The organism is Acinetobacter calcoaceticus (genome assembly GCF_051947995.1).
Classification (GTDB): domain Bacteria; phylum Pseudomonadota; class Gammaproteobacteria; order Pseudomonadales; family Moraxellaceae; genus Acinetobacter.
The window spans coordinates 535,536-554,002 of the sequence record NZ_JBLVVH010000003.1 but is presented as its reverse complement, the minus strand read 5'-3'; the positions used below and the strand labels follow the sequence as shown (position 1 = coordinate 554,002).

Below are 18,467 nucleotides of genomic sequence, written 5' to 3'. Positions count from 1 at the left end.
CATCATAGTCTAAATCATAAATTCATATATATTATGCAGAAAAAATGCTAAAGAGTGTGATGATGATTGTAATTTCTTCAATACTTACGATTGAGGACAATAGTGCTCATATAAAGTATTTAAAATAGCTTTTAGTTTGGGGTCGAGGATCGAATAGAAAATCTGTTTACCGTCACGACGGGTAGATACCGCATTGCTTTTCCGTAGCATCATCAGCTGTTGAGAAAGGGTAGGTTGGAAGATTTGTGTAATTTCTTCAATCTGTGAAACATTCAGCTCTTGCTTTGCTAAATGGCACAAAATAATTAACCGATCGGTATTAGCCAGAGATTTTAGTACATTGACAATTGTACCTGCAGACTCTCTCATTGCGTCGATCTCAAAATCCTTTTGCATACTTATACTCGTTACATTACAGCCGTGGCTAGTATAAAGTCAGCGCAAGGGAAAATTGTAGTAAAACTGCATAATTGCAATGGTTTTTAATGAAAATACATATAAGAAAAATTGATAAATAAAGATAAAATGTTGCCTGTTTGTTGATTTTAATTGAAATTGTGCTGTAGTTACTTTTATTGGGTTTTTAATGTGCTTTCTATCTCATTTTGAATATGGAAGGCATCTTTTTAGGCTACTCTATTCTTTAGTTAAACTGAAGAATAAAATTAAGTACTTAATATATTTAATAAATATAAAAAACTAGAAAAAAAGATTGTGCTTTGCTGAAAAGTATATATAATGAAAAACAAGACAGAACGATCTGTCTGCATAAGAAGGATCGGGAGTGCGAAAGTACAACCGCCAGAGGGTAATAATATTTATTATTCTTTTTACACTCAGACGCAAGCGTGAGCCACAATAATAATTATAAATCACGCTTTATTTTTTTCAATTCTTTATTCAAGTTTTACTTCACTTTATCGCATTATTATCCCTCTAGTCATAAAGGGATAACATGATTTACGCAAACTCTTTTTCGAAGTTGATCAAATGTTCAACGCGTTTCCAGTATTCATCCATTTCTACTGAATGCTTGTTGACATGAGCCTGAATCGTCATACCATCCAGGATACTCACAATCAAAGTGGCCAGATGAGTCGGATTATGAATTTCCAGATGGATCAGCAAATTTTGAACCAGTGCAGTTAACCATATCTTATATTGCGTTGCAGGTTGCAAAGTCGATGGATAGATCTTGATCACTTCTTCTAAAGCTTTCTGGAACATACATCCATTGAAGTCTGCACTATTAAACCATGCTGCATACCATTGAAAAATTGCTTTAAGCTGGCTTAGGTGATCTGTCTGGTCACATTCTGCTAACGTTGCATTAAGAGAAGTCTGAAGGTTAATATTACGTTGTATCAGGCATTCTTCGATAAGCTTTTCCTTTGAAGGGAAGTATTTATAAAAGGTCATCTTTGCAACGCCAGATTCACTGATAATACGGTCAACACCGATCGAGTTATAACTGTGCGAATTAAAAAGTCTTAATGCAGTGTTAATAATATCTTCTTTTTTTGACATATAACGCCTCAAGTTAGCCCATCACCAAGAGCACCAGGTTGCATTTCATCATGCAATTTTCGCTGGGATTCTACATGGTATTTAAAAAATATCATAGGGGAAAATAATATTATTTATTTAATTGATGCTTTGAGCTTTGATTTCAAGGGTAGTATAAAAATTAAAGATATGAATAACGAGGAAATAATCAGAAAACGGTTTATTAAATCGAATTGTTGAATGAATTCATTGTTGAGAATCAATGGATGATAATTCATCTAATTGTTTTTGCAGGATATGTATTTTTATTCAAATAATCTTGAACATTTGGAAAATAATGATAGGGCTTTAATTCCTGTTTGCTATGAATTATTTATTTTCCAGAAAAGGATTTTTGAAAAAACATTCAAAAATTGAGTTTTTAATAAAACTGTAATATTTAAAAAGTCAGTTATTTTTAGTTAAAATAAATAACTGACTTTAATCGCATAATTTTCTTTTTTACGATTTTTTAGATTGTGCTGGCATGCTGGCGATCAGCTTGACAAAATTCTGATAGAGCATGGATGGTTGGTTAGGTGTATAGACTGATCGCTTAATATTACCCTTGTCTGTTTCTATTGAGAGCTCAACATTCTGGGCTTTGCTTAGCTCATATAGGAACAAGCTCGGCACAATAAAGCTATTTGAGGAGCGTCTTGGAATCAGACGGTTAATATTTTTTTGCTGGGTTGGGCCAGCAGCCGGATAGGAGAATGCTTTGCCATCGATCAGGAAGGTAATCGCTTTAATGTCATAGTAGTCATAACTGCTATTGAGCACCGTTTCAACTCTTAATTGCTGTTTCTGTTGCTGATCCCATTCCACAAAGACATTGGGGCAAAGTTCGTTTGCTTTACAGTTTAAAGAGCCTGCTGTGGCTAAATTGCCTGTTGCGTTTGTAGATGAGTCGGGCAAAGTCGAGCACCCACTCATCACAATACAAAGGCTCAGTAAACTTAAGGTTTTTTTCATCTTTTCGACTCTCTAGGATGACTCAATATTTTTCAGTGTCAATGATGTAGTTGTGGACCAAGAAATTCAAATGGTTTTGATACTTTAAATTGATTGGTTGCATCGCCAGCAAAGGTATTTTGCTGATCTTTGCCAAGATCAAGTTTACGCGTTAAACCATCTTTGAAGTTGATTTTCTTTAAATCCACCCAGAACACATTGGGTGAAACTGCCGATTCAAAGAAGTAAAGCTGCTGCTTATGGTCCGCAACCGTTCTCCAGCGGGTTGAAGAAATATTCGGCTCTTCTGCTGTATTTAATCCATAAGGTACGGAGGCATTGCGGATAACGCTAAATACCGAGGCCAGTGCATCTTTGGGATTGTCATTTTTGGGAATGGCATTGATATAAAAAGAGGCACGGGCAAAACGGTCAGCCGCACGGTTGGTACCCGGTAGCATCACGGTTCCACCAATTTGCTGCCAGTATGTATTCAATGCAAGTTGTTGATCAAAGACGGGGGAATTGGTCATGACCTGATATTTTTTATTATGATGAATCACTTGCTTGCCGCCAATGTACTCAATGATTGCACTGTCTCCAGTTTTATCTGAAATGGATAAATGTAAGGTCGTGAGGCGTTGTTCACCCGGGACACTGTCAGTAATCAGGTCAAATGGTTCTTTTTCTAGCGCATTAACAGCTTCGGCGACGGTCGCATAATTATCCAGGACATATTGCGCCCAGGCAGAAATACTCAGTTGCGGTTTATTCGATTTCTTGGTGTCTGGATATTGAGATTCAACCAGCCATAAAACATTGGCGACCAATCCGGCTTCATTCATGCCGTCTGTTGTTGAAATATCATAGCCTGTGGCAATTACACTGCCATACTTTGCTTTCCATTTTAAAGATTTTGGGCCTGCATTGCTGTCTCGAACTACGCCGCTGGGTAAAATCCAGAGATTGGTGCCGACATCCACTTTCCAGTCCATCGATCGGGCAGTAATAATATGATCATTATTTCCGAGATAAACTGCACGGGTACAGGCATGGCTGGTTTGCAGGATCAGGGAAGTGGCGAGAAAAGAAAAACCTAATATTTTTTTAAACACAAGTGTTACTCCTTGCAGTTATATAAGCGTGATTTCTATTCAATGTTTTTGTAATGAATTAAATTTAGTCTATTAAAAAAATGATTTTATTCAAGCAATAAAATGTAATCAATATGAAAAGTAGGGAATTGTTTTTCTTGGCCCTAATTGGCAGGGCACGATATAGAAAAAGCCTTCTTTATCGTGCCAGAATGTTAGGGGCGGTATGAGTTAATTGGGCGGTAATAGCATTACAATGGCATTGTTAAGTAACAATGCGAGGTCTTCCAGAATTTCCGCTTGATTAAAACGTTCATCCAGTAATAGGCTTTCCCCATCTGCAATCTGTTTTAAATAAGGCATGCATGCTGCAGAGATACAAACTGTATCGCCATTGGCCCAGAACTCAAAAGAATCACCCTGTTTTCGGTAAAGTAATCTTGAGGCAGGCTCTAAAATAATCTGGTAATCTGCACCAATCACTTCCGCCACATCATTTGCATCTACTTCTTCAGGTTCCGGAATATTGTTTGGATAGCTTGCTTCACTCATGTAGGCCATGATGGCTGCATCAAACTCGGGTGCTTGAGTGAGGTAGTCTAGGAGTTGGGTTTTTAAATAAGCAAACTCAGTGCTATTAATTTCACCTAGATGTGCTGTCTGTTGACGGGCGATATCTGCCAATGGATTCTTGAGCAGAGTGTTTTCTGCAAATTTATCACTGACCTGATCAATCATTTCAGAAAGATTTGGCATACGGAAGCCAAAGGAGAAGGTTAAGCAATCATCTTCAGCAACGCCGTAATGTGACAAGCCTGGTGGTACATAAAGTAAGTCGCCTGGTGCGAGTACCTCATCAAAATGCACATCCATTTCAGCTAAAAGTTTTAATGGCTGGTCAGCAATGAACTGGGTAGATTCGTCACACATTTGTCCAAGTTGCCAGCGACGGTGACCGTGACCCTGGATCAGAAACACATCATAAAAATCGAAGTGTTTTCCAACTGAACCGCCTTTGGGCGCATAAGACACCATGATGTCATCACGACGCCATTGCGGGATAAACGGAAATTTTTTCCATAACTCTGCGATATCGAAGGAGTAATGGTCAACGGCTTGAACCAGTAAAGTCCATAGATTAGGCAATTTCTGGAAGTCACCTTTGGTGAGTGGTGAAGACTTGACATGCCATTCATTTGGATTCTTGTTTTTTTGACGAATCAGACGGGCAGTGACATGTTCTTCCAGAGCCAGCTCTTGTACGTCTGCTGGTTCTAATAGGCCAATAATTTCAGGCATGGCATTACGAACCAGTAAAGGTTTTTTTTGCCAATATTCATTAAGAAATTGTTCTGCGGTAATGCCGCCGAGTACCGCTAAAGATTGAGACATGGGAAATGAAACCAACAACATTTAAATTGGTGTGTATTGTCCCTTGAGTTGAATGTTGGTGCAAGTCTTGTGTCAAGCTTCTAAAAACACTGCAAAACGGTAATAAAAGTCCAAGAATGTACTTAATCTTGATCAATTGAATGCGTATTCATTCACAGTCTTTCAAAAAAACAGTATGCTTAACAGGCGAAAAGGAGCATACATGTATCAAGTACTGGCAAGAAAATACCGTCCACGTAATTTCAATGAGTTAGTGGGGCAAAACCATGTTTCTCGTGCGTTAACCAGCGCATTGGAACGCGGTCGTTTGCATCATGCTTACTTGTTTACAGGAACGCGTGGCGTGGGTAAAACCACAATTGCCCGTATTTTAGCCAAATGCTTAAACTGTGAAACAGGGGTAACCTCAACGCCGTGTGAAGTATGCACCACATGTAAGGCTGTAAATGAAGGCCGATTCATTGATCTAATCGAAATCGATGCGGCCTCACGGACCAAAGTGGAAGATACCCGAGAGTTACTCGACAATGTTCCTTATGCCCCAACGCAAGGTCGTTTCAAGGTTTACCTGATCGATGAAGTGCACATGCTTTCGACGCATTCGTTCAATGCCTTGTTAAAGACCTTGGAAGAACCACCTGAGCATGTCAAATTCCTGTTTGCAACGACAGATCCACAAAAATTACCGATCACCGTGATTTCACGTTGCCTGCAATTTACCTTGCGTCCTTTAGCCGTCGATGAAATCACCGAGCATTTAACCGCGATTCTGAATAAAGAACAGATTGAAGCGGATCAGGATGCGATTTGGCAAATTGCTGAGTCTGCCCAAGGTTCTTTACGTGATGCATTGTCATTAACAGATCAGGCAATTGCCTATGGACAAGGCGCCGTACATCACCAAGATGTCAAAGACATGTTGGGCCTGATTGACCGGACCATTATTTACGATCTGATTCTGGCCATTCATCACAACCAGCAAGCGCGTGTCAGTCAGCTACTTCTACAATTTAGACAGCAAGCCCTTGATGTGTCTCTGGTGCTGGATCAACTGGTTTCAACCTTACATGAACTGGCTTTGTTGCAATATTTACCAGATCTTGCGCTGAAATATAGTGAAGAAATCAATCAGAAAATTTTGCAGCTTTCCAAGTCCATTTCTGCTCAGGACTTACAGCTTTATTATCAAATTGCATGCAAAGGGCGTACCGAGCTACAGCTGGCGGTGACGCAAGAGCAAGGCTTTGAAATGACAGTGTTACGCTTATTGGCATTTAGACCGATGAGCTTGAATGAAGTCACTGTAAGTGCAACGCCTGTTACCCAGATTGCAGCAACAGAAGTTCAGCAACATATACAACATGTAAATACAGAAAATCAATTTGCAGTTCCGCAACAAGCAGCTAGTGTTGAACCTGAACCTGAACCTGAACCTGAACCTGAACCTGAACCTGAACCTGTTGTGCAAAAACCAGATAGTAATCTGAAACCAGATAGCAACTTGATGGTATTTGATGCGGAAGCGGGTCAGTTGATCGGTCTGGAAACTTCAGTACAGACAGAAATCGTTCAATCAAGTATTACAGATTCGGAAGAAGTTTTAATTTTTCCGGTTGAAGACAATATTGAAGTTTCTGCTCCCGTAGATCAGCCGCAACCTGTAGTGGAAGCAGAGCCTTCAGTTGCTGTTATCAAGCAACAGGTTGTAGACACTGTGGTTGCAACAACCACAAGCGTAGTGACTGCTGCTTCAGCAATATCAGACGATTTAATGCCACAAGATATTCTCAAGTTGCGTGAGCAGACTTTGGAGGGCGAGTGGAATCTGGAAAAATGGGAATACTGGTTTAGAACCAGCCAGCTTTCACCCGCCGTGCAGGAGCTGGCACAGCATGGGGTGATGCAAGGGCAAATTAACGGGACCTGTGTTCTTGTGATTCCTCAGGAGTATGAAGGCATGCTGTCACAATTACAGCATGGTCTGGAAGATGCTTTAAAAGCGCAATGGCCTCAAACGCATTTTAATGTCCAATATGGCGCGGTTGATTCTAATACACCGTTATTGATGCAGCATCAACGTAAGCAAAAAGCCTTTAATCGTGCTGTCGAGTTGTTACATCAAGAACCGACGATTAAAAGTCTGGTAGAAAGCTTTGATGCGGAATTGCACAATATTCAATTGAAGCCTTAAGTTTTAATAAAAAGGCAAAGTCTAATCGCTTTGCCTTTTTTATATTAACTTTATTCATCAGGCAGCAAATATTGCTCAAGAACTTCCCGCATTTTCTCCGGAATGGCGGTACTTTTCCGATATTTACGATCAACAAATACATGCACAAAATGACCTTGTGCCGCTGCTTGCGGCTGACCCTGTTTAAAAATCGCCAATTCATATCTAAGAGATGAATTGCCAATTTTTCCGATCGCTACACCGACTTCAATCATTTCCGGAAATGACAGCTCCTGTAGAAAGCTACAGGCTGAATCTACCACCAGACCAATAATTTCACTGTTGTGAATATCAAATCCGGTTTTTTGTATCAGCAATGAATTGGCAGCGGTATCGAAATAACTATAGTAAGTGACATTATTGACGTGACCATAGATATCATTATCAGCCCAACGGGTCTGGATCGGGAAAAAGAATTTAAATTGTTCTCGTGTTTTTAAAATGGGTTTACTCATGCATAAATCGCCTGATAAATCTGTAAAGCATCTTGTTCGGTCATTTCTCTTGGATTATTTTGCAAGAGGCGGGTTTGTAGCATGGCATCTTTCGCCAATTGGGCAAGTTTAGTCTCAGGGACATCCAGATGCTTTAATTTCAGGGTGAGGCCACTTTGATCCAGATGATTTTGCATATGATCAATAAACAAATCACATAAGCCATCGGTACAACCTGTACTTCGTGGATCTAACAGTTGCATGAGCTCGGCATAATGTTGCTTGGCTTTGGGGGCGTTGAATTTTAATACTTCTACCAGTACTAAGGCATTGGTATGCCCATGTGAAAGATGGAAATGTCCACCCAAGGGATAGGCGAGTGCATGTACTGCACCCACGGGTGCATTGGCAAAAGCCTGACCTGCCAGCATTGAACCTACCAGCATATTCTGGCGTGCCTCCAGATCAGCACCATTCTTGAGGACTTTAGCCAGATTCTGATTCAGTAATTTGAGTGCATTTTTCGCCAGCATATCTGCATAAAAGTTTTTCTTAATATTCGAGGTATACGCTTCAATCGCATGAACCATGGCATCGATACCTGTTGCCGCCGTGATATGGGCAGGGAGCCCTTGTGTAAAAGTAGCATCTAAAATGGCAACATCGGCATACAGAATCGGAGAAACCACGCCCATTTTAGTGGTGGCTCCTGTGGTGACAATCGAGATTGGAGTCACTTCTGAACCTGTACCTGCGGTGGTTGGAATCAAGATAAGAGGTAAGCGCGGCGCTTTTGCTTGGTTCACACCATAGATTTCACTCAGTTGCTGTTGTTGCTCTGGGTGTGCAAGTAAGGCGATGATCTTGGCAACATCCATGGAACTACCGCCGCCAAAGCCTAGAATGACATCAATCTTTTCCTGTTTGGCAAAATCTACTGCTTCTAAAACGATATGTTCGGGTGGATCGGCCTGAATATCTGAATAGATGAGATGTGCCAGATCAATTTCTTTTAAAATCTCAAGAATAGGTTGATGCAACTGATGCTGAATCATGCCGGCATCGGTCACGATCAGGGCTTTATGATAGTTGTGTTGGGTTAAAATGTTTTTAAGTTCTTGTATCGAACCTAGGCCCGCAATGATATTGGGAACGGTTTGAAATTGAAACTGGTTCATACATACATCCTTATTTTTCATCATTAATACAACATTTTTTATAATGTAACGATAACTCATTGCTCAAATAAATTAACATAAGATGTTCTTGAACAGTGTAATTTTGAGCTCTTTATAGCAGCCCGAATATTGTATGGTCTATCTATTTTTTACTTTAACTTTATAAAATTAAATGAATTTATTATTTTTGTTTCAACAACGCGAGCTGTTTAAGGGCTCCTTGTAACTTTTAATCCAAACATTCTGCATCCAGAATTTCTTTAAATTCATCTAATGAATGCGGTGTTATTTCTCATGAGTATCGATTAGTTACTTGATATTCCATGAGCAGTACGATGAGGGGGAAGTAGAAGACTTCAAATGCAGGTTAAGCCTGTTCTAGCTGTAATAACTTACAGCCACAGGAAAGTGAATCATGAATACGGGCAACCGATCGACCACCAAGCTGGGTCGTGACATCACCGGTGATGATAATAGAAACACCACTATGCTTAGGACAGGTTGCTTCATCTCCAATACACGCGATCGCTTTTCCGTTAACTAAAAAATTATTATTGCCTGTGATGACTTCACCACCACCAGTTGTGGGACACCCTACAACAATATATCGCGTTGGCATAATAAGATTTACTCACGGTATCAATTTACCGCACCATATTAGCAAAGAAATATAGACAGTTCTGTCTACTGACCAGCCAGTCTAAAATGTTATACCAAAGTTTAAGGGAGCTGAGTAAATGGTTTGATTTTTATGTCCTAGATTGTGAGAAAAGATATAGATTAAAAAAATGCCAATCTAAACAACTGGCATTTTTGCACATCTTTGTTTGGATGATTTTGTTTTTCAATTGCTGGAACATTACCACTCAGAGTTTCACCTAGGTCATGTACCAAACACATCTTTAGCACTCTTGGAAAATCTAAAGCTTTTAATTCCTCTTCAAAAACTAAAGCGAGTAGCGAATGGACTGTTGCTTGGGAGGGCTTGTATGAGTGTAAAAAATAACGGTTTCTAAGCATGCTAGATTTCAAGGTTTCGATGATGAGCAATTATCCGTTGATAGGTATTCCATCCCATCCTTAATTCCAAAAAAGTACATATTCATACAGAATATTCAATAGAGATCAACACTATTTCCTTTCAAATCAAAGCAAGTTTTGACAAAATACGTGATGTCACTATGGTCAATTCATGCATAATGACATTTACTTGTTTTACCTCTATTGGTGCAGAAATTTTGCATACAATCTTTGGGTCTCCTAAAATACGAATCGTTGGAATTGTTTGGTAATGAAAGCACAATATAAGGTGTTATGTGTTTGTTTGGGCAATATTTGCCGATCTCCAACTGCAGAGGCAATTCTCAGACATTACTGTGATACACATGGTTTGGATGTGTTTGTCGATTCGGCAGGAACCAGTAATTATCATCCCAACAAGGCGCCTGATGCACGCAGTCAACAACATGCAATGCAACGTGGTTATGATTTGTCCGCATTACGTGCAAGACAAATCAACCTGAATGATTTCATGGAGTTTGATCTGATTCTGGCAATGGACCATGAGAATTTTGATGATATTCAGGTTCTCATGCGAAAAGCAATTCAACAATTTGGTGCAGCACAGATTCGGGCAAAAATTGCCTTGATGAGTGAACATGATCCTCAATTTAACCAGCAAGCAGTTCCTGATCCTTATTATGGTGGAGCAGAGGGTTTTGACCGGGTACTGGATCAGTGCGAATCAAGCAGTCAAGCATGGGTTGATATTTTTAAAAAGCAGATAAAAGCAGGGTCATAGGATTTAATTTAACATGCAAGTACAAGAGCAGGTTTCGCTTAAAAGTTTAAATACATTAAATCTTAATGCTATTGCTTCACATTATGTACAGATCAATCAGGCAAATGAGGTGATTGCAGCGCTAGATTTTGCAGAACAACATCAACTCAATGTGCTGGTATTGTCTGGCGGAAGCAATGTGTTATTGCCACAGCATATACAGGCCTTGGTGGTTCATTTAAATATTCAGGGTATTGAAGTTGTTGCTCAGGATGCCGACACGGTTAGCGTTAAAGTGGGTGCAGGTCAGGTCTGGCACGACTTTGTTTTATATAGTACCCGCCAGCAATGGTTCGGTTTACAAAATCTGGCTTTGATACCGGGGTTGGTTGGGGCCTCGCCAGTCCAGAATATTGGTGCCTATGGCGTTGAAGCAGGAGAGTTTATTGACTCTGTTCAGGTATATGATCGTCAACTGAAGCAGTTTGATTCGATTCCGGCTCAGGCATGCCAGTTTGCCTATCGTCATAGCATTTTCAAGGATGATCCTAACCGTTACATCATTGTGAGTGTGACTTTTAAATTACTGAAAAAAGCAGATCTCAGATTGAATTATGGGGATTTAAAACAAGCAGTAGGTGATCAGCTCAGTGCAGAAAATTTGCAAAATCAGGTCATCCTGATTCGTCAAAGCAAGTTACCCGACCCTAAAGAATTTCCTAATGTGGGGAGCTTTTTCAAAAACCCGATCTTGTCTCAAACTGAATTTGACAAAATTACTCAACAATTTCCAAACATACCGCATTATCCGCAGCCGAATAGCAATGTTAAAGTGGCAGCAGGCTGGTTGATTGACCAAACAGGCTGGAAAGGTAAACAATTAGGGCCAGTTGGCATGTTTCATAAACAGGCCTTGGTTCTGGTCAATTATGCCGATGCAGCACTGACTGATGTAAAAAATACCTATCAGGCCGTACAAAGTGATGTAAAACAAAAGTTTAGTATTCAGCTTGAACCTGAACCTGTGTTATATAGTGAACATGGTTTAATTCAAGCCCATCGTGGATGAGGAGATTTATGGCTAAAGTGCATTGGATGGTCAGTTTAGTACGCGTAATTACCATATTATTCGTGCTATTGGGCTGTTTTGTACTTTTTTTATATTCCCCTTTTTATTCCCAACTGGTTGTCAAAGGGCTTAACCGCTTTGTGCCTGTAGATGTGAATGAGGTTGCAGCACAAAGCCAGAAGCCAGCAGCTTTGAGTGAGCATGAAACTTTGGAACCGGGTTCGAATCTGTGGATTGCTCGTCAGGCTTACCTTAAGTTGATGGAAAGATCCTTTCAGTCAGAGCATTCTGAAGATTTAAGATTGATTCAGGCACGTTATAAATTACTGCAAGCATTGATTGTTGAAGAGCAGGAAAAAGAAAGTGCTGAAGAAAAGAAGCAAGCGAATATTCCATTGATGGGTGAGCGAGTTGATCAGGATCAGGCCAGTTCAGCGGTCACCATTACAACGCCATTAGATTTTCTACAGTGGAATACACCGGATAATCAGGCTTTGATGGGTAAATATATTGCTTTTTTAGAAACGTATCCCATCGAATTGCCTGTGAATGAAGACGATAAAGACGAGACCAATAAAGACCTGATTGAGCTGAAAAAGAATAAAGATGGTGCACCGGAATCACAAAATATTTCCCAGCCAAATGCCATTGTGGTGCTGGGTGGCGGTTTAACACTCGGCGCGAACGGTAAGGATATCGTGGTTAACAATTATACCCGCTTACGTTTGGAGAAAACGCTTCAGGTCGAGAAGCAATATGCGTTACCCATTGTCTTGAGCGGCGTTGAAGCGCCTTATATGCAAGCGTGGTTAAAAGAGCGGGGTATAGAGGCAAAACTCCTTGAAAATAGGAGTATGAACACCTGCGAAAACACCAGATTCAGCTCGTTATTGCTTCAAAAGAAAGGCGGAGCGCCAACGGTAATTCTGATTACCGATGAATATCATATGCCGCGTACCCGCCGTTTATTTGCCTTAAGCGGTATTGAAACGGTTCCTGTGATTGCACCTATGCCAACGACCTTAACAGACTGGCGTCCGAGCGAACAAAACTATGATCACAGTCGCCGAGCGAACTACGAAATGCTGGCCACAATTCGTGATATGTTGATTGGTTCAAGTGATTGTCGAGAGATACCCTAATGTCCAATATTCCTTTTTTAAATCCGACAATTCTAAAACAACTGGATTTACCTGTTCCAAATCGTGAAACCACGCCGCAAGTGCTGGAACCCTTGGATTTATCGGCCATAGTTGAACCATCTAAACCATTACAGGCCTATCGTAAACTCTATGGTTTAAATGTACTGGATTGCGAGCATTGGCAGGGGTATGTGGAAATGCCGTTGTACCGTTTGCATGTACAGGTGTTCCAGCCGAAGCAACAAAAGATTCAGGGTACCGTTTGCCTGTTGCATGGTTATCTGGAACATAGCGGCATCTATCAGCCGATTATCAAGGAAATTCTTGAGCAGGGTTTTAGCGTGCTGACCTATGATCTTCCTGGACATGGTCTGAGTAATGGCTCACCGGCCAGTATTCAAAACTTTGATCATTATCAGCAAGTCTTGCATGCGGTTTATGATGCAGTGCGTGGCGCCAGACAATTACCGAAACCGTGGCTGGGAATCGGGCAAAGTACGGGCGGTGCCATCTGGATGCATCATTTACTCGAATTTGCTGAACGTCGCGAAGATCCGATTGTTGATCGGGTATTATTGCTCTCTCCATTGATCAGGCCTGCAAAAACGGCATGGTGGCATAACTCGGTCGGGCTGGGCATCATTCGCCGTATCAAGAGTCAGGTACCACGACATTTCCGTCGTAATAATCACAATCCCGAGTTTCTGCGTTTTATCCGTTTAACCGATCCTTTACAGCCTCGTATGATGGGTATGGACTGGATTCTGGCGATGTCGAAATGGATGCTGGAAATGGAACAGCGTCCGGCTTGCCGTATTCCGGTATGGCTCGCACAGGGTGCGCTCGATCAAACGGTGGACTGGCGTTATAACATTGAATACATCCGCCGTAAGTTTAGACTACAGACCTTGTTGATGTTGGAGGAAGGCTCACATCAGCTGATCAATGAACGTGCAGATATTCGTGCCGCGCTCACAGGGCTGATTCCGGCATTTTTGCATGCCAAACCTAACCATTATTATTATTGATTTCGCTTTTTTAGCCATTATTTAAGTGATAGAATCTCGAATATTATAAAAAATATCAATGAATTAGATATTCGGGGAAATCATGAAAAAAGGTACATTAAGGGGTTTTTGTGTCTTGATTCTGCTCGGTGCGACCTTTCCGGTTTGTGCTGAAGAGCTCTATAAATGTGTAACCAGTCAGGGTACAGCCTATCAAAGTCGGCCATGTGCGATTCAGTCAGGCCAGAAAACAGCGTGTACAGGTTCGGCGGCTGATGGCTTTACCGGCGATTGCCGTCAGCTGGAGCAACAACGGCAGCAGGCCATCATGCATGAGAAAAATGCTTATACGCAGGATCTGGCAAGCAACAAGACCAGAACAGTGACGTCGAGATCCGAATTTCAAAAAATCATACTTGAGTTCAGCCAATGTAAACAACGGATTCAGGCATTGCAGAGATTCGCCCGTTATACAGATCGGCCAGCGCAATTACTGGAAAATAATCCTCAGCGGTATGCCGCAAGAGTGTGTACTGAAGATGGCGGAATTTATCTCAGTTGCAATGCCGCTACCAATACTTTGGTGACTCAGACCAGTTCCACCTGTTCATTTAAGCGTTAATGACGGGTCATCTTAACGTTATTCATTTTCAAATACTAAAATAACAAGGAAATGCGCAATGAGAGCAGCATTGATGGTCATCGGGGTAATTTTCGCCGTTTTCTTATTGTTAAATCGTTGCTCACAGCACGAGTTAACATCAGGACAGGTTGCACAGAACAATCCAGTTGAACAACGTCAGACCCTTTTGGATCAAATTGTTTTACTGCAGCCACTGAAGCAACATGCGATTAAAGATTACGAAACGATTCAGCAAACGGCGAATGCAACTGTTCAGCCCGAAGAAATGCTGGCTACAGTCAGCAGCACGTTGTGGTGGAAGCTTCGGGAGATCGTCGAAAAGCAGGCTGATGATGAAGGGCAACGGTTATGGACAAAAGCTTATTTACAGCAACTTTATGATGCTAAACGGAAAGGCAATTGTTTCCCTATCGCATTTCCTTTGTATGGTAAGACGACGATAGATGAACGAAGAAATTTACTCAGTATTGCTACGCAGCAACAGACCGCTGCCGCACTGAATTATATGTTAACCCATCAAGGTTCACGTTCAGTGGTGGAGCGTATGCAAGCCCCGCCAGCATGGAATCAAATCGCAGATAAATTAAGACAGGATTACGCGGCTGATGCCGATCTACTCAATGCCGGTGAAACTGCGCCAGACAAAAATAAACAGTGTGACGTTGTGATACGAACGTTTGAATATATTTTATCTCTGCCTGTGGAGCAGCAAGGTCCGGTGATTCGCTGGATGCTGGATCGTCATATTGCGGTGAGTGTTTTTTAAATGAAACGATTGAATAAAAACGCTCAGCTTGGGGTTAGCATGAACTGGATTCGAGTTGTATTCATGTTTGCTGTAAGTACGATGTTAATTGCGTGTGGTCAGGTGAAGCATGTGCCTAAAGCTGGAGAATATGGCGAAAATCTGGTCAATTCGATCCTACTCACCCCGAGTGAGATTCAGGCCTTGAACAAGGCAGTCATTGATCCTCCAAAAGATACCTTTCAGCGACCCAATGTGGGGATTAGCTTTCAGGCTGATGCAGCCCAAAATCCTTATCGTTTTGTACTTGTGGTGAAAGGGACCACGCTGCAAGCCGGAAAAACCGAGTTAAAGTGGATAGGGGGTGTTCAAAGTGAAACCTCAAATGGCTATCATCCCGAAGTTTTTCAGAGCAATGATTCGCATCGTTATGATGCCAATGAATCCATATTATTGGTGATTAGCTCAGATCCATTTTCAGTAAGTGAGGCAAATAACGGAATCAATTATGCGGTGCATGCCGAATTGATGGAAGCCTCGAATCTTCAGTTCCAGTCTGTAGAAGTACAAATCTGGCAGGGTAAGGGCTCACAATACAACTGGACTGCTTATCTGAAATTTCTGCTGATCCTGATGCTTGCAATCTTTGGCATTTATCGCTTGATTAGCCGGTAATTGATTTTTTATACAAGCCATAAAAAAGCCACTTTACAGTGGCTTTTTTACATAAATTAGAAATGATTTGGGTCGGCAAGTTTCCACATGCGATAGTAGAAATTGTCTTCATCTTTTAAATCGCCCAGCAACAACTCATTTTCTTTTAAGAAGAAATGGATCTGTGCATAGTTTTTAATTTCACGATCATTCATACGTTGGGCTAAATGATGTGCCTTAATTTCCGAAGGGTGATTTAAGCCAGCAGCTGCAATCATTTCAGAAAGTGCATGTAAGGTGTTCTTATGGAAGTTAAAGACCCGTTCAGCCTTGGTTGGGACATCAATCGCTTTCTGACGGTCTTTATCTTGGGTCGCAACACCGACCGGGCATTGATTGGTATGACAGCTTTGCGCCTGAATACAGCCTACCGCAAACATAAAGCCACGTGCTGAATTGACCCAATCGGCACCTAATGCAAAAGTACTGGCAATATCGAAGGCACTGATCATTTTACCACTGGCACCAATCTTGATCTGATCACGTAAACCGGCACCGACTAGGGTATTATGTACAAAACGCAAACCTTCTCTTAAAGGCGTACCAATATAGTCACTGAACTCGATTGGTGCAGCGCCGGTACCACCTTCTGAGCCATCAACCACCACAAAATCAGGAATAATTTTTGTTTCCAGCATGGCTTTGACAATGCTCATAAATTGCCACGGCTGACCAATACATAACTTGAAGCCCACCGGTTTACCGCCAGAAAGTTCACGCAACTGCTGGATAAAATGCATCATTTCAATCGGGGTATTAAAGCTTGGATGCTTAGACGGTGAAATACAATCATGGTCACGCGAAATACCACGAATCGCAGCAATTTCTTCAGTAATCTTATGCTTTGGCAAAATACCGCCATGACCCGGTTTTGCACCTTGAGACAGTTTCACCTCAATCATTTTAATTTTCGGGTTTTTTGCCTGTTCAGCAAACTTTTCCGGTGAAAACAGGCCATCAGGGGTACGGCAACCGAAGTAGCCACTGGCGATTTGCCAGACAATGTCGCCGCCATTTTCTAAATGATAAGGACTTAAGCTGCCTTCGCCTGTGTCGTGATAAAAATGACCCAAAGCTGCACCTTTATTGAGTGCACGAATGGCATTTGCACTTAAACTGCCGAAACTCATCGCAGAGATATTCATAATCGAGGCACTATAAGGCTGGCTACACTGTGTATTACCAATCTGTACGCGGAATGTCGCAGGGTCGGAAGGCGGACAAGGTGCGATCGAATGAACAATAAAACGGTAATTTGGATCATATACATCAATAATTGAACCAAAAGGTTTATCTGCATTTTCATTCTTGGCACGTTGATAGACCAGACTACGTTGCATGCGTGAAAAGGGTAATGCATCCTGATCAGATTCAATGAAGTACTGACGGATTTCCGGACGGACATCCTCAAAGATAAAGCGGAAATGTCCAAGAATTGGATAGTTTCTTAAAATGGCATGTTTCTTTTGCAATAAATCATAAAGACCTAGCAAGCTGAGTAAACTAGTTACTAACCATAGACTATTGAGTAAGGTGTCTGAAAGAAAATAATAAATACTGTGTGGTGTATAAATTGTTTTGAACCAGGTAATACTTAAAGCAATGAAAATACAAAGAAACCAAACAGAATGTCTTGAAAAGAAAGTGTTAAGTAGTTTATGTCTTATCGCTTGTGCTGGACTAGCCATCGGCAGGAGATTCCTAAAAATAAAGCAATGGACAAACGATGCCAAGAACCAGCCTGAACCACAAGTAACGAATTGTTAGATATGAGAATTATTCTCTTATGAAGGGTATTTTATCGGTTTAAATGTGAGCAAAAAAACACAATTTAAAAATGAAATTTAGCGACTATAAGTATTACAAAATATGAAATTATTATCATAAAAATAGTATATAACACAATAAAAGTAAGAATGATTACAAATAGAAAAACTAAATTTTAGATAATAAACATGCATACAAAAAAGTGGAGGACGCTCGAAATGCCACAATATTTGCGTATTGCTGAAAAAGTTTATAAAAACCTTAAAGACGAAAATAAGTTTACGCAAGCCCCAGTCGAATATATCAATGATTTACTCAAACAAATTCGTAAAGCGCTGAAGGGTACTGATATGAAGCTTATTTATAATTTTATTGAGTTTAATTCTGGCTTTAAGAACCAGCTTATAGAGGGTTACCTGAATATCGATGTCAGTCTAATTCCAAATTATAAATATCAGGATGAATATGTGCTCTGGCTCGCAGGATTTATTGAAAAAATTACCGTCGGTGGTAAAAAAAGGATTCCTCCTATTGTCGACAATATTCCGCCCGAATTTACCGTGACTAGTGATCTCAGGCAGATTGATGTGATGAGCACAGATAAAAATAGTGAGCAAATTATCTCCTCTTTTAAGCGTGGAGATTTTCTAAATGGCTTCAATCAACACTAACTTAAGTGTTACGATCATGAAGGAGGATTGGATCCGTTCAATACTCCTTTCATACATAAAAATCAGTTGCAGATAAGAAATAAAGTAAACTTGTAGAATTTA

Annotated in this window: 18 protein-coding genes and 1 pseudogene; 9 read left to right on the top strand and 10 right to left on the bottom strand. The window is 40.8% G+C overall.

The window, feature by feature from the left end:
* Positions 1 to 84: 84 nt before the first annotated feature.
* The 5 genes from ACNQO6_RS08560 to ACNQO6_RS08540 all read right to left on the bottom strand — a co-directional run bounded on the left by ACNQO6_RS08560 (position 85) and on the right by ACNQO6_RS08540 (position 4,985).
* Positions 85 to 396, bottom strand: a complete 312-nt coding sequence (locus ACNQO6_RS08560; protein ID WP_343579123.1) for a metalloregulator ArsR/SmtB family transcription factor — start codon at positions 394 to 396, stop codon at positions 85 to 87.
* Between the two features lie 564 nt (positions 397 to 960).
* A complete protein-coding gene (locus tag ACNQO6_RS08555; RefSeq protein WP_440208689.1) occupies positions 961 to 1,527 on the bottom strand; it encodes a TetR/AcrR family transcriptional regulator in 567 nt (188 codons plus the stop codon).
* Between the two features lie 480 nt (positions 1,528 to 2,007).
* Positions 2,008 to 2,520: a hypothetical protein gene (locus tag ACNQO6_RS08550; protein ID WP_343579125.1), complete on the bottom strand. Its 513-nt coding sequence runs from the start codon at positions 2,518 to 2,520 to the stop codon at positions 2,008 to 2,010.
* Positions 2,521 to 2,558: 38 nt separating this feature from the next.
* Positions 2,559 to 3,614 carry a linear amide C-N hydrolase gene (locus ACNQO6_RS08545; RefSeq protein ID WP_440208688.1) on the bottom strand — a complete coding sequence of 352 codons (1,056 nt, stop codon included), beginning with the start codon at positions 3,612 to 3,614 and terminating at the stop codon, positions 2,559 to 2,561.
* 210 nt (positions 3,615 to 3,824) lie between these two features.
* Positions 3,825 to 4,985 carry a cupin domain-containing protein gene (locus ACNQO6_RS08540; protein WP_343579127.1) on the bottom strand — a complete coding sequence of 387 codons (1,161 nt, stop codon included), beginning with the start codon at positions 4,983 to 4,985 and terminating at the stop codon, positions 3,825 to 3,827.
* A gap of 202 nt (positions 4,986 to 5,187) precedes the next feature.
* On the opposite strand from ACNQO6_RS08540, the gene dnaX reads away from it, so the two are divergent.
* On the top strand, positions 5,188 to 7,176 hold the full coding sequence (gene dnaX, locus ACNQO6_RS08535; protein WP_440208687.1) for a DNA polymerase III subunit gamma/tau: 1,989 nt from the start codon (positions 5,188 to 5,190) through the stop codon (positions 7,174 to 7,176).
* Positions 7,177 to 7,226: 50 nt separating this feature from the next.
* Here the strand turns inward: dnaX and ACNQO6_RS08530 are convergent, their stop codons facing one another.
* The 4 genes and pseudogenes from ACNQO6_RS08530 to ACNQO6_RS08515 all read right to left on the bottom strand — a co-directional run.
* Positions 7,227 to 7,670: an acyl-CoA thioesterase gene (locus ACNQO6_RS08530; RefSeq protein ID WP_440208686.1), complete on the bottom strand. Its 444-nt coding sequence runs from the start codon at positions 7,668 to 7,670 to the stop codon at positions 7,227 to 7,229.
* Positions 7,667 to 8,827 carry an iron-containing alcohol dehydrogenase gene (locus ACNQO6_RS08525; protein WP_440208685.1) on the bottom strand — a complete coding sequence of 387 codons (1,161 nt, stop codon included), beginning with the start codon at positions 8,825 to 8,827 and terminating at the stop codon, positions 7,667 to 7,669. Before ACNQO6_RS08525 ends, ACNQO6_RS08530 begins: the two co-directional genes overlap by 4 nt.
* 367 nt (positions 8,828 to 9,194) lie before the next feature.
* Positions 9,195 to 9,446, bottom strand: a complete 252-nt coding sequence (locus ACNQO6_RS08520; protein ID WP_343579131.1) for a PAAR domain-containing protein — start codon at positions 9,444 to 9,446, stop codon at positions 9,195 to 9,197.
* A 191-nt stretch (positions 9,447 to 9,637) separates the two neighbouring features.
* Positions 9,638 to 9,790, bottom strand: a pseudogene (locus tag ACNQO6_RS08515) (HD domain-containing protein); the annotation flags it as partial.
* Between the two features lie 328 nt (positions 9,791 to 10,118).
* Between ACNQO6_RS08515 and ACNQO6_RS08510 the strand changes: the two are divergent.
* The 7 genes from ACNQO6_RS08510 to ACNQO6_RS08480 all read left to right on the top strand — a co-directional run bounded on the left by ACNQO6_RS08510 (position 10,119) and on the right by ACNQO6_RS08480 (position 15,888).
* Entirely contained in the window at positions 10,119 to 10,628 is a 510-nt protein-coding gene (locus tag ACNQO6_RS08510; RefSeq protein WP_440208684.1) for a low molecular weight protein-tyrosine-phosphatase, read from the top strand.
* Between the two features lie 13 nt (positions 10,629 to 10,641).
* The gene (murB, locus tag ACNQO6_RS08505) at positions 10,642 to 11,676 is read left to right on the top strand and encodes a UDP-N-acetylmuramate dehydrogenase (protein ID WP_440208683.1); all 1,035 of its coding nucleotides are present in this window, start codon (positions 10,642 to 10,644) and stop codon (positions 11,674 to 11,676) included.
* Positions 11,677 to 11,684: 8 nt separating this feature from the next.
* Positions 11,685 to 12,818: a YdcF family protein gene (locus ACNQO6_RS08500; RefSeq protein WP_440208682.1), complete on the top strand. Its 1,134-nt coding sequence runs from the start codon at positions 11,685 to 11,687 to the stop codon at positions 12,816 to 12,818.
* Positions 12,818 to 13,846: an alpha/beta hydrolase gene (locus ACNQO6_RS08495; protein ID WP_343579149.1), complete on the top strand. Its 1,029-nt coding sequence runs from the start codon at positions 12,818 to 12,820 to the stop codon at positions 13,844 to 13,846. Before ACNQO6_RS08500 ends, ACNQO6_RS08495 begins: the two co-directional genes overlap by 1 nt.
* A gap of 82 nt (positions 13,847 to 13,928) precedes the next feature.
* Positions 13,929 to 14,447 carry a DUF4124 domain-containing protein gene (locus ACNQO6_RS08490; protein WP_440208681.1) on the top strand — a complete coding sequence of 173 codons (519 nt, stop codon included), beginning with the start codon at positions 13,929 to 13,931 and terminating at the stop codon, positions 14,445 to 14,447.
* A gap of 58 nt (positions 14,448 to 14,505) precedes the next feature.
* Positions 14,506 to 15,234: a hypothetical protein gene (locus ACNQO6_RS08485; protein WP_440208680.1), complete on the top strand. Its 729-nt coding sequence runs from the start codon at positions 14,506 to 14,508 to the stop codon at positions 15,232 to 15,234.
* A complete protein-coding gene (locus tag ACNQO6_RS08480) occupies positions 15,235 to 15,888 on the top strand; it encodes a hypothetical protein (protein ID WP_440208679.1) in 654 nt (217 codons plus the stop codon). It abuts the gene before it with no gap.
* Positions 15,889 to 15,944: 56 nt separating this feature from the next.
* Here the strand turns inward: ACNQO6_RS08480 and ACNQO6_RS08475 are convergent, their stop codons facing one another.
* Positions 15,945 to 17,615, bottom strand: coding sequence for an FMN-binding glutamate synthase family protein (locus tag ACNQO6_RS08475; RefSeq protein ID WP_440208678.1), 1,671 nt, complete (start codon positions 17,613 to 17,615; stop codon positions 15,945 to 15,947).
* A gap of 297 nt (positions 17,616 to 17,912) precedes the next feature.
* Between ACNQO6_RS08475 and ACNQO6_RS08470 the strand changes: the two genes are divergently transcribed.
* On the top strand, positions 17,913 to 18,365 hold the full coding sequence (locus ACNQO6_RS08470; protein ID WP_343579162.1) for a hypothetical protein: 453 nt from the start codon (positions 17,913 to 17,915) through the stop codon (positions 18,363 to 18,365).
* Positions 18,366 to 18,467 lie beyond the last annotated feature (102 nt).

Bases quoted from the DNA above. Each gene is read 5' to 3' on its own strand.
- ACNQO6_RS08560 (WP_343579123.1), bottom strand. From the start codon at position 396: ATGCAAAAGGATTTTGAGATCGACGCAATGAGAGAGTCTGCAGGTACA.
- ACNQO6_RS08555 (WP_440208689.1), bottom strand. From the start codon at position 1,527: ATGTCAAAAAAAGAAGATATTATTAACACTGCATTAAGACTTTTTAAT.
- ACNQO6_RS08550 (WP_343579125.1), bottom strand. From the start codon at position 2,520: ATGAAAAAAACCTTAAGTTTACTGAGCCTTTGTATTGTGATGAGTGGG.
- ACNQO6_RS08540 (WP_343579127.1), bottom strand. From the start codon at position 4,985: ATGTCTCAATCTTTAGCGGTACTCGGCGGCATTACCGCAGAACAATTT.
- dnaX (WP_440208687.1), top strand. From the start codon at position 5,188: ATGTATCAAGTACTGGCAAGAAAATACCGTCCACGTAATTTCAATGAG.
- ACNQO6_RS08530 (WP_440208686.1), bottom strand. From the start codon at position 7,670: ATGAGTAAACCCATTTTAAAAACACGAGAACAATTTAAATTCTTTTTC.
- ACNQO6_RS08525 (WP_440208685.1), bottom strand. From the start codon at position 8,827: ATGAACCAGTTTCAATTTCAAACCGTTCCCAATATCATTGCGGGCCTA.
- ACNQO6_RS08520 (WP_343579131.1), bottom strand. From the start codon at position 9,446: ATGCCAACGCGATATATTGTTGTAGGGTGTCCCACAACTGGTGGTGGT.
- ACNQO6_RS08510 (WP_440208684.1), top strand. From the start codon at position 10,119: ATGAAAGCACAATATAAGGTGTTATGTGTTTGTTTGGGCAATATTTGC.
- murB (WP_440208683.1), top strand. From the start codon at position 10,642: ATGCAAGTACAAGAGCAGGTTTCGCTTAAAAGTTTAAATACATTAAAT.
- ACNQO6_RS08500 (WP_440208682.1), top strand. From the start codon at position 11,685: ATGGCTAAAGTGCATTGGATGGTCAGTTTAGTACGCGTAATTACCATA.
- ACNQO6_RS08495 (WP_343579149.1), top strand. From the start codon at position 12,818: ATGTCCAATATTCCTTTTTTAAATCCGACAATTCTAAAACAACTGGAT.
- ACNQO6_RS08490 (WP_440208681.1), top strand. From the start codon at position 13,929: ATGAAAAAAGGTACATTAAGGGGTTTTTGTGTCTTGATTCTGCTCGGT.
- ACNQO6_RS08485 (WP_440208680.1), top strand. From the start codon at position 14,506: ATGAGAGCAGCATTGATGGTCATCGGGGTAATTTTCGCCGTTTTCTTA.
- ACNQO6_RS08480 (WP_440208679.1), top strand. From the start codon at position 15,235: ATGAAACGATTGAATAAAAACGCTCAGCTTGGGGTTAGCATGAACTGG.
- ACNQO6_RS08475 (WP_440208678.1), bottom strand. From the start codon at position 17,615: ATGGCTAGTCCAGCACAAGCGATAAGACATAAACTACTTAACACTTTC.
- ACNQO6_RS08470 (WP_343579162.1), top strand. From the start codon at position 17,913: ATGCCACAATATTTGCGTATTGCTGAAAAAGTTTATAAAAACCTTAAA.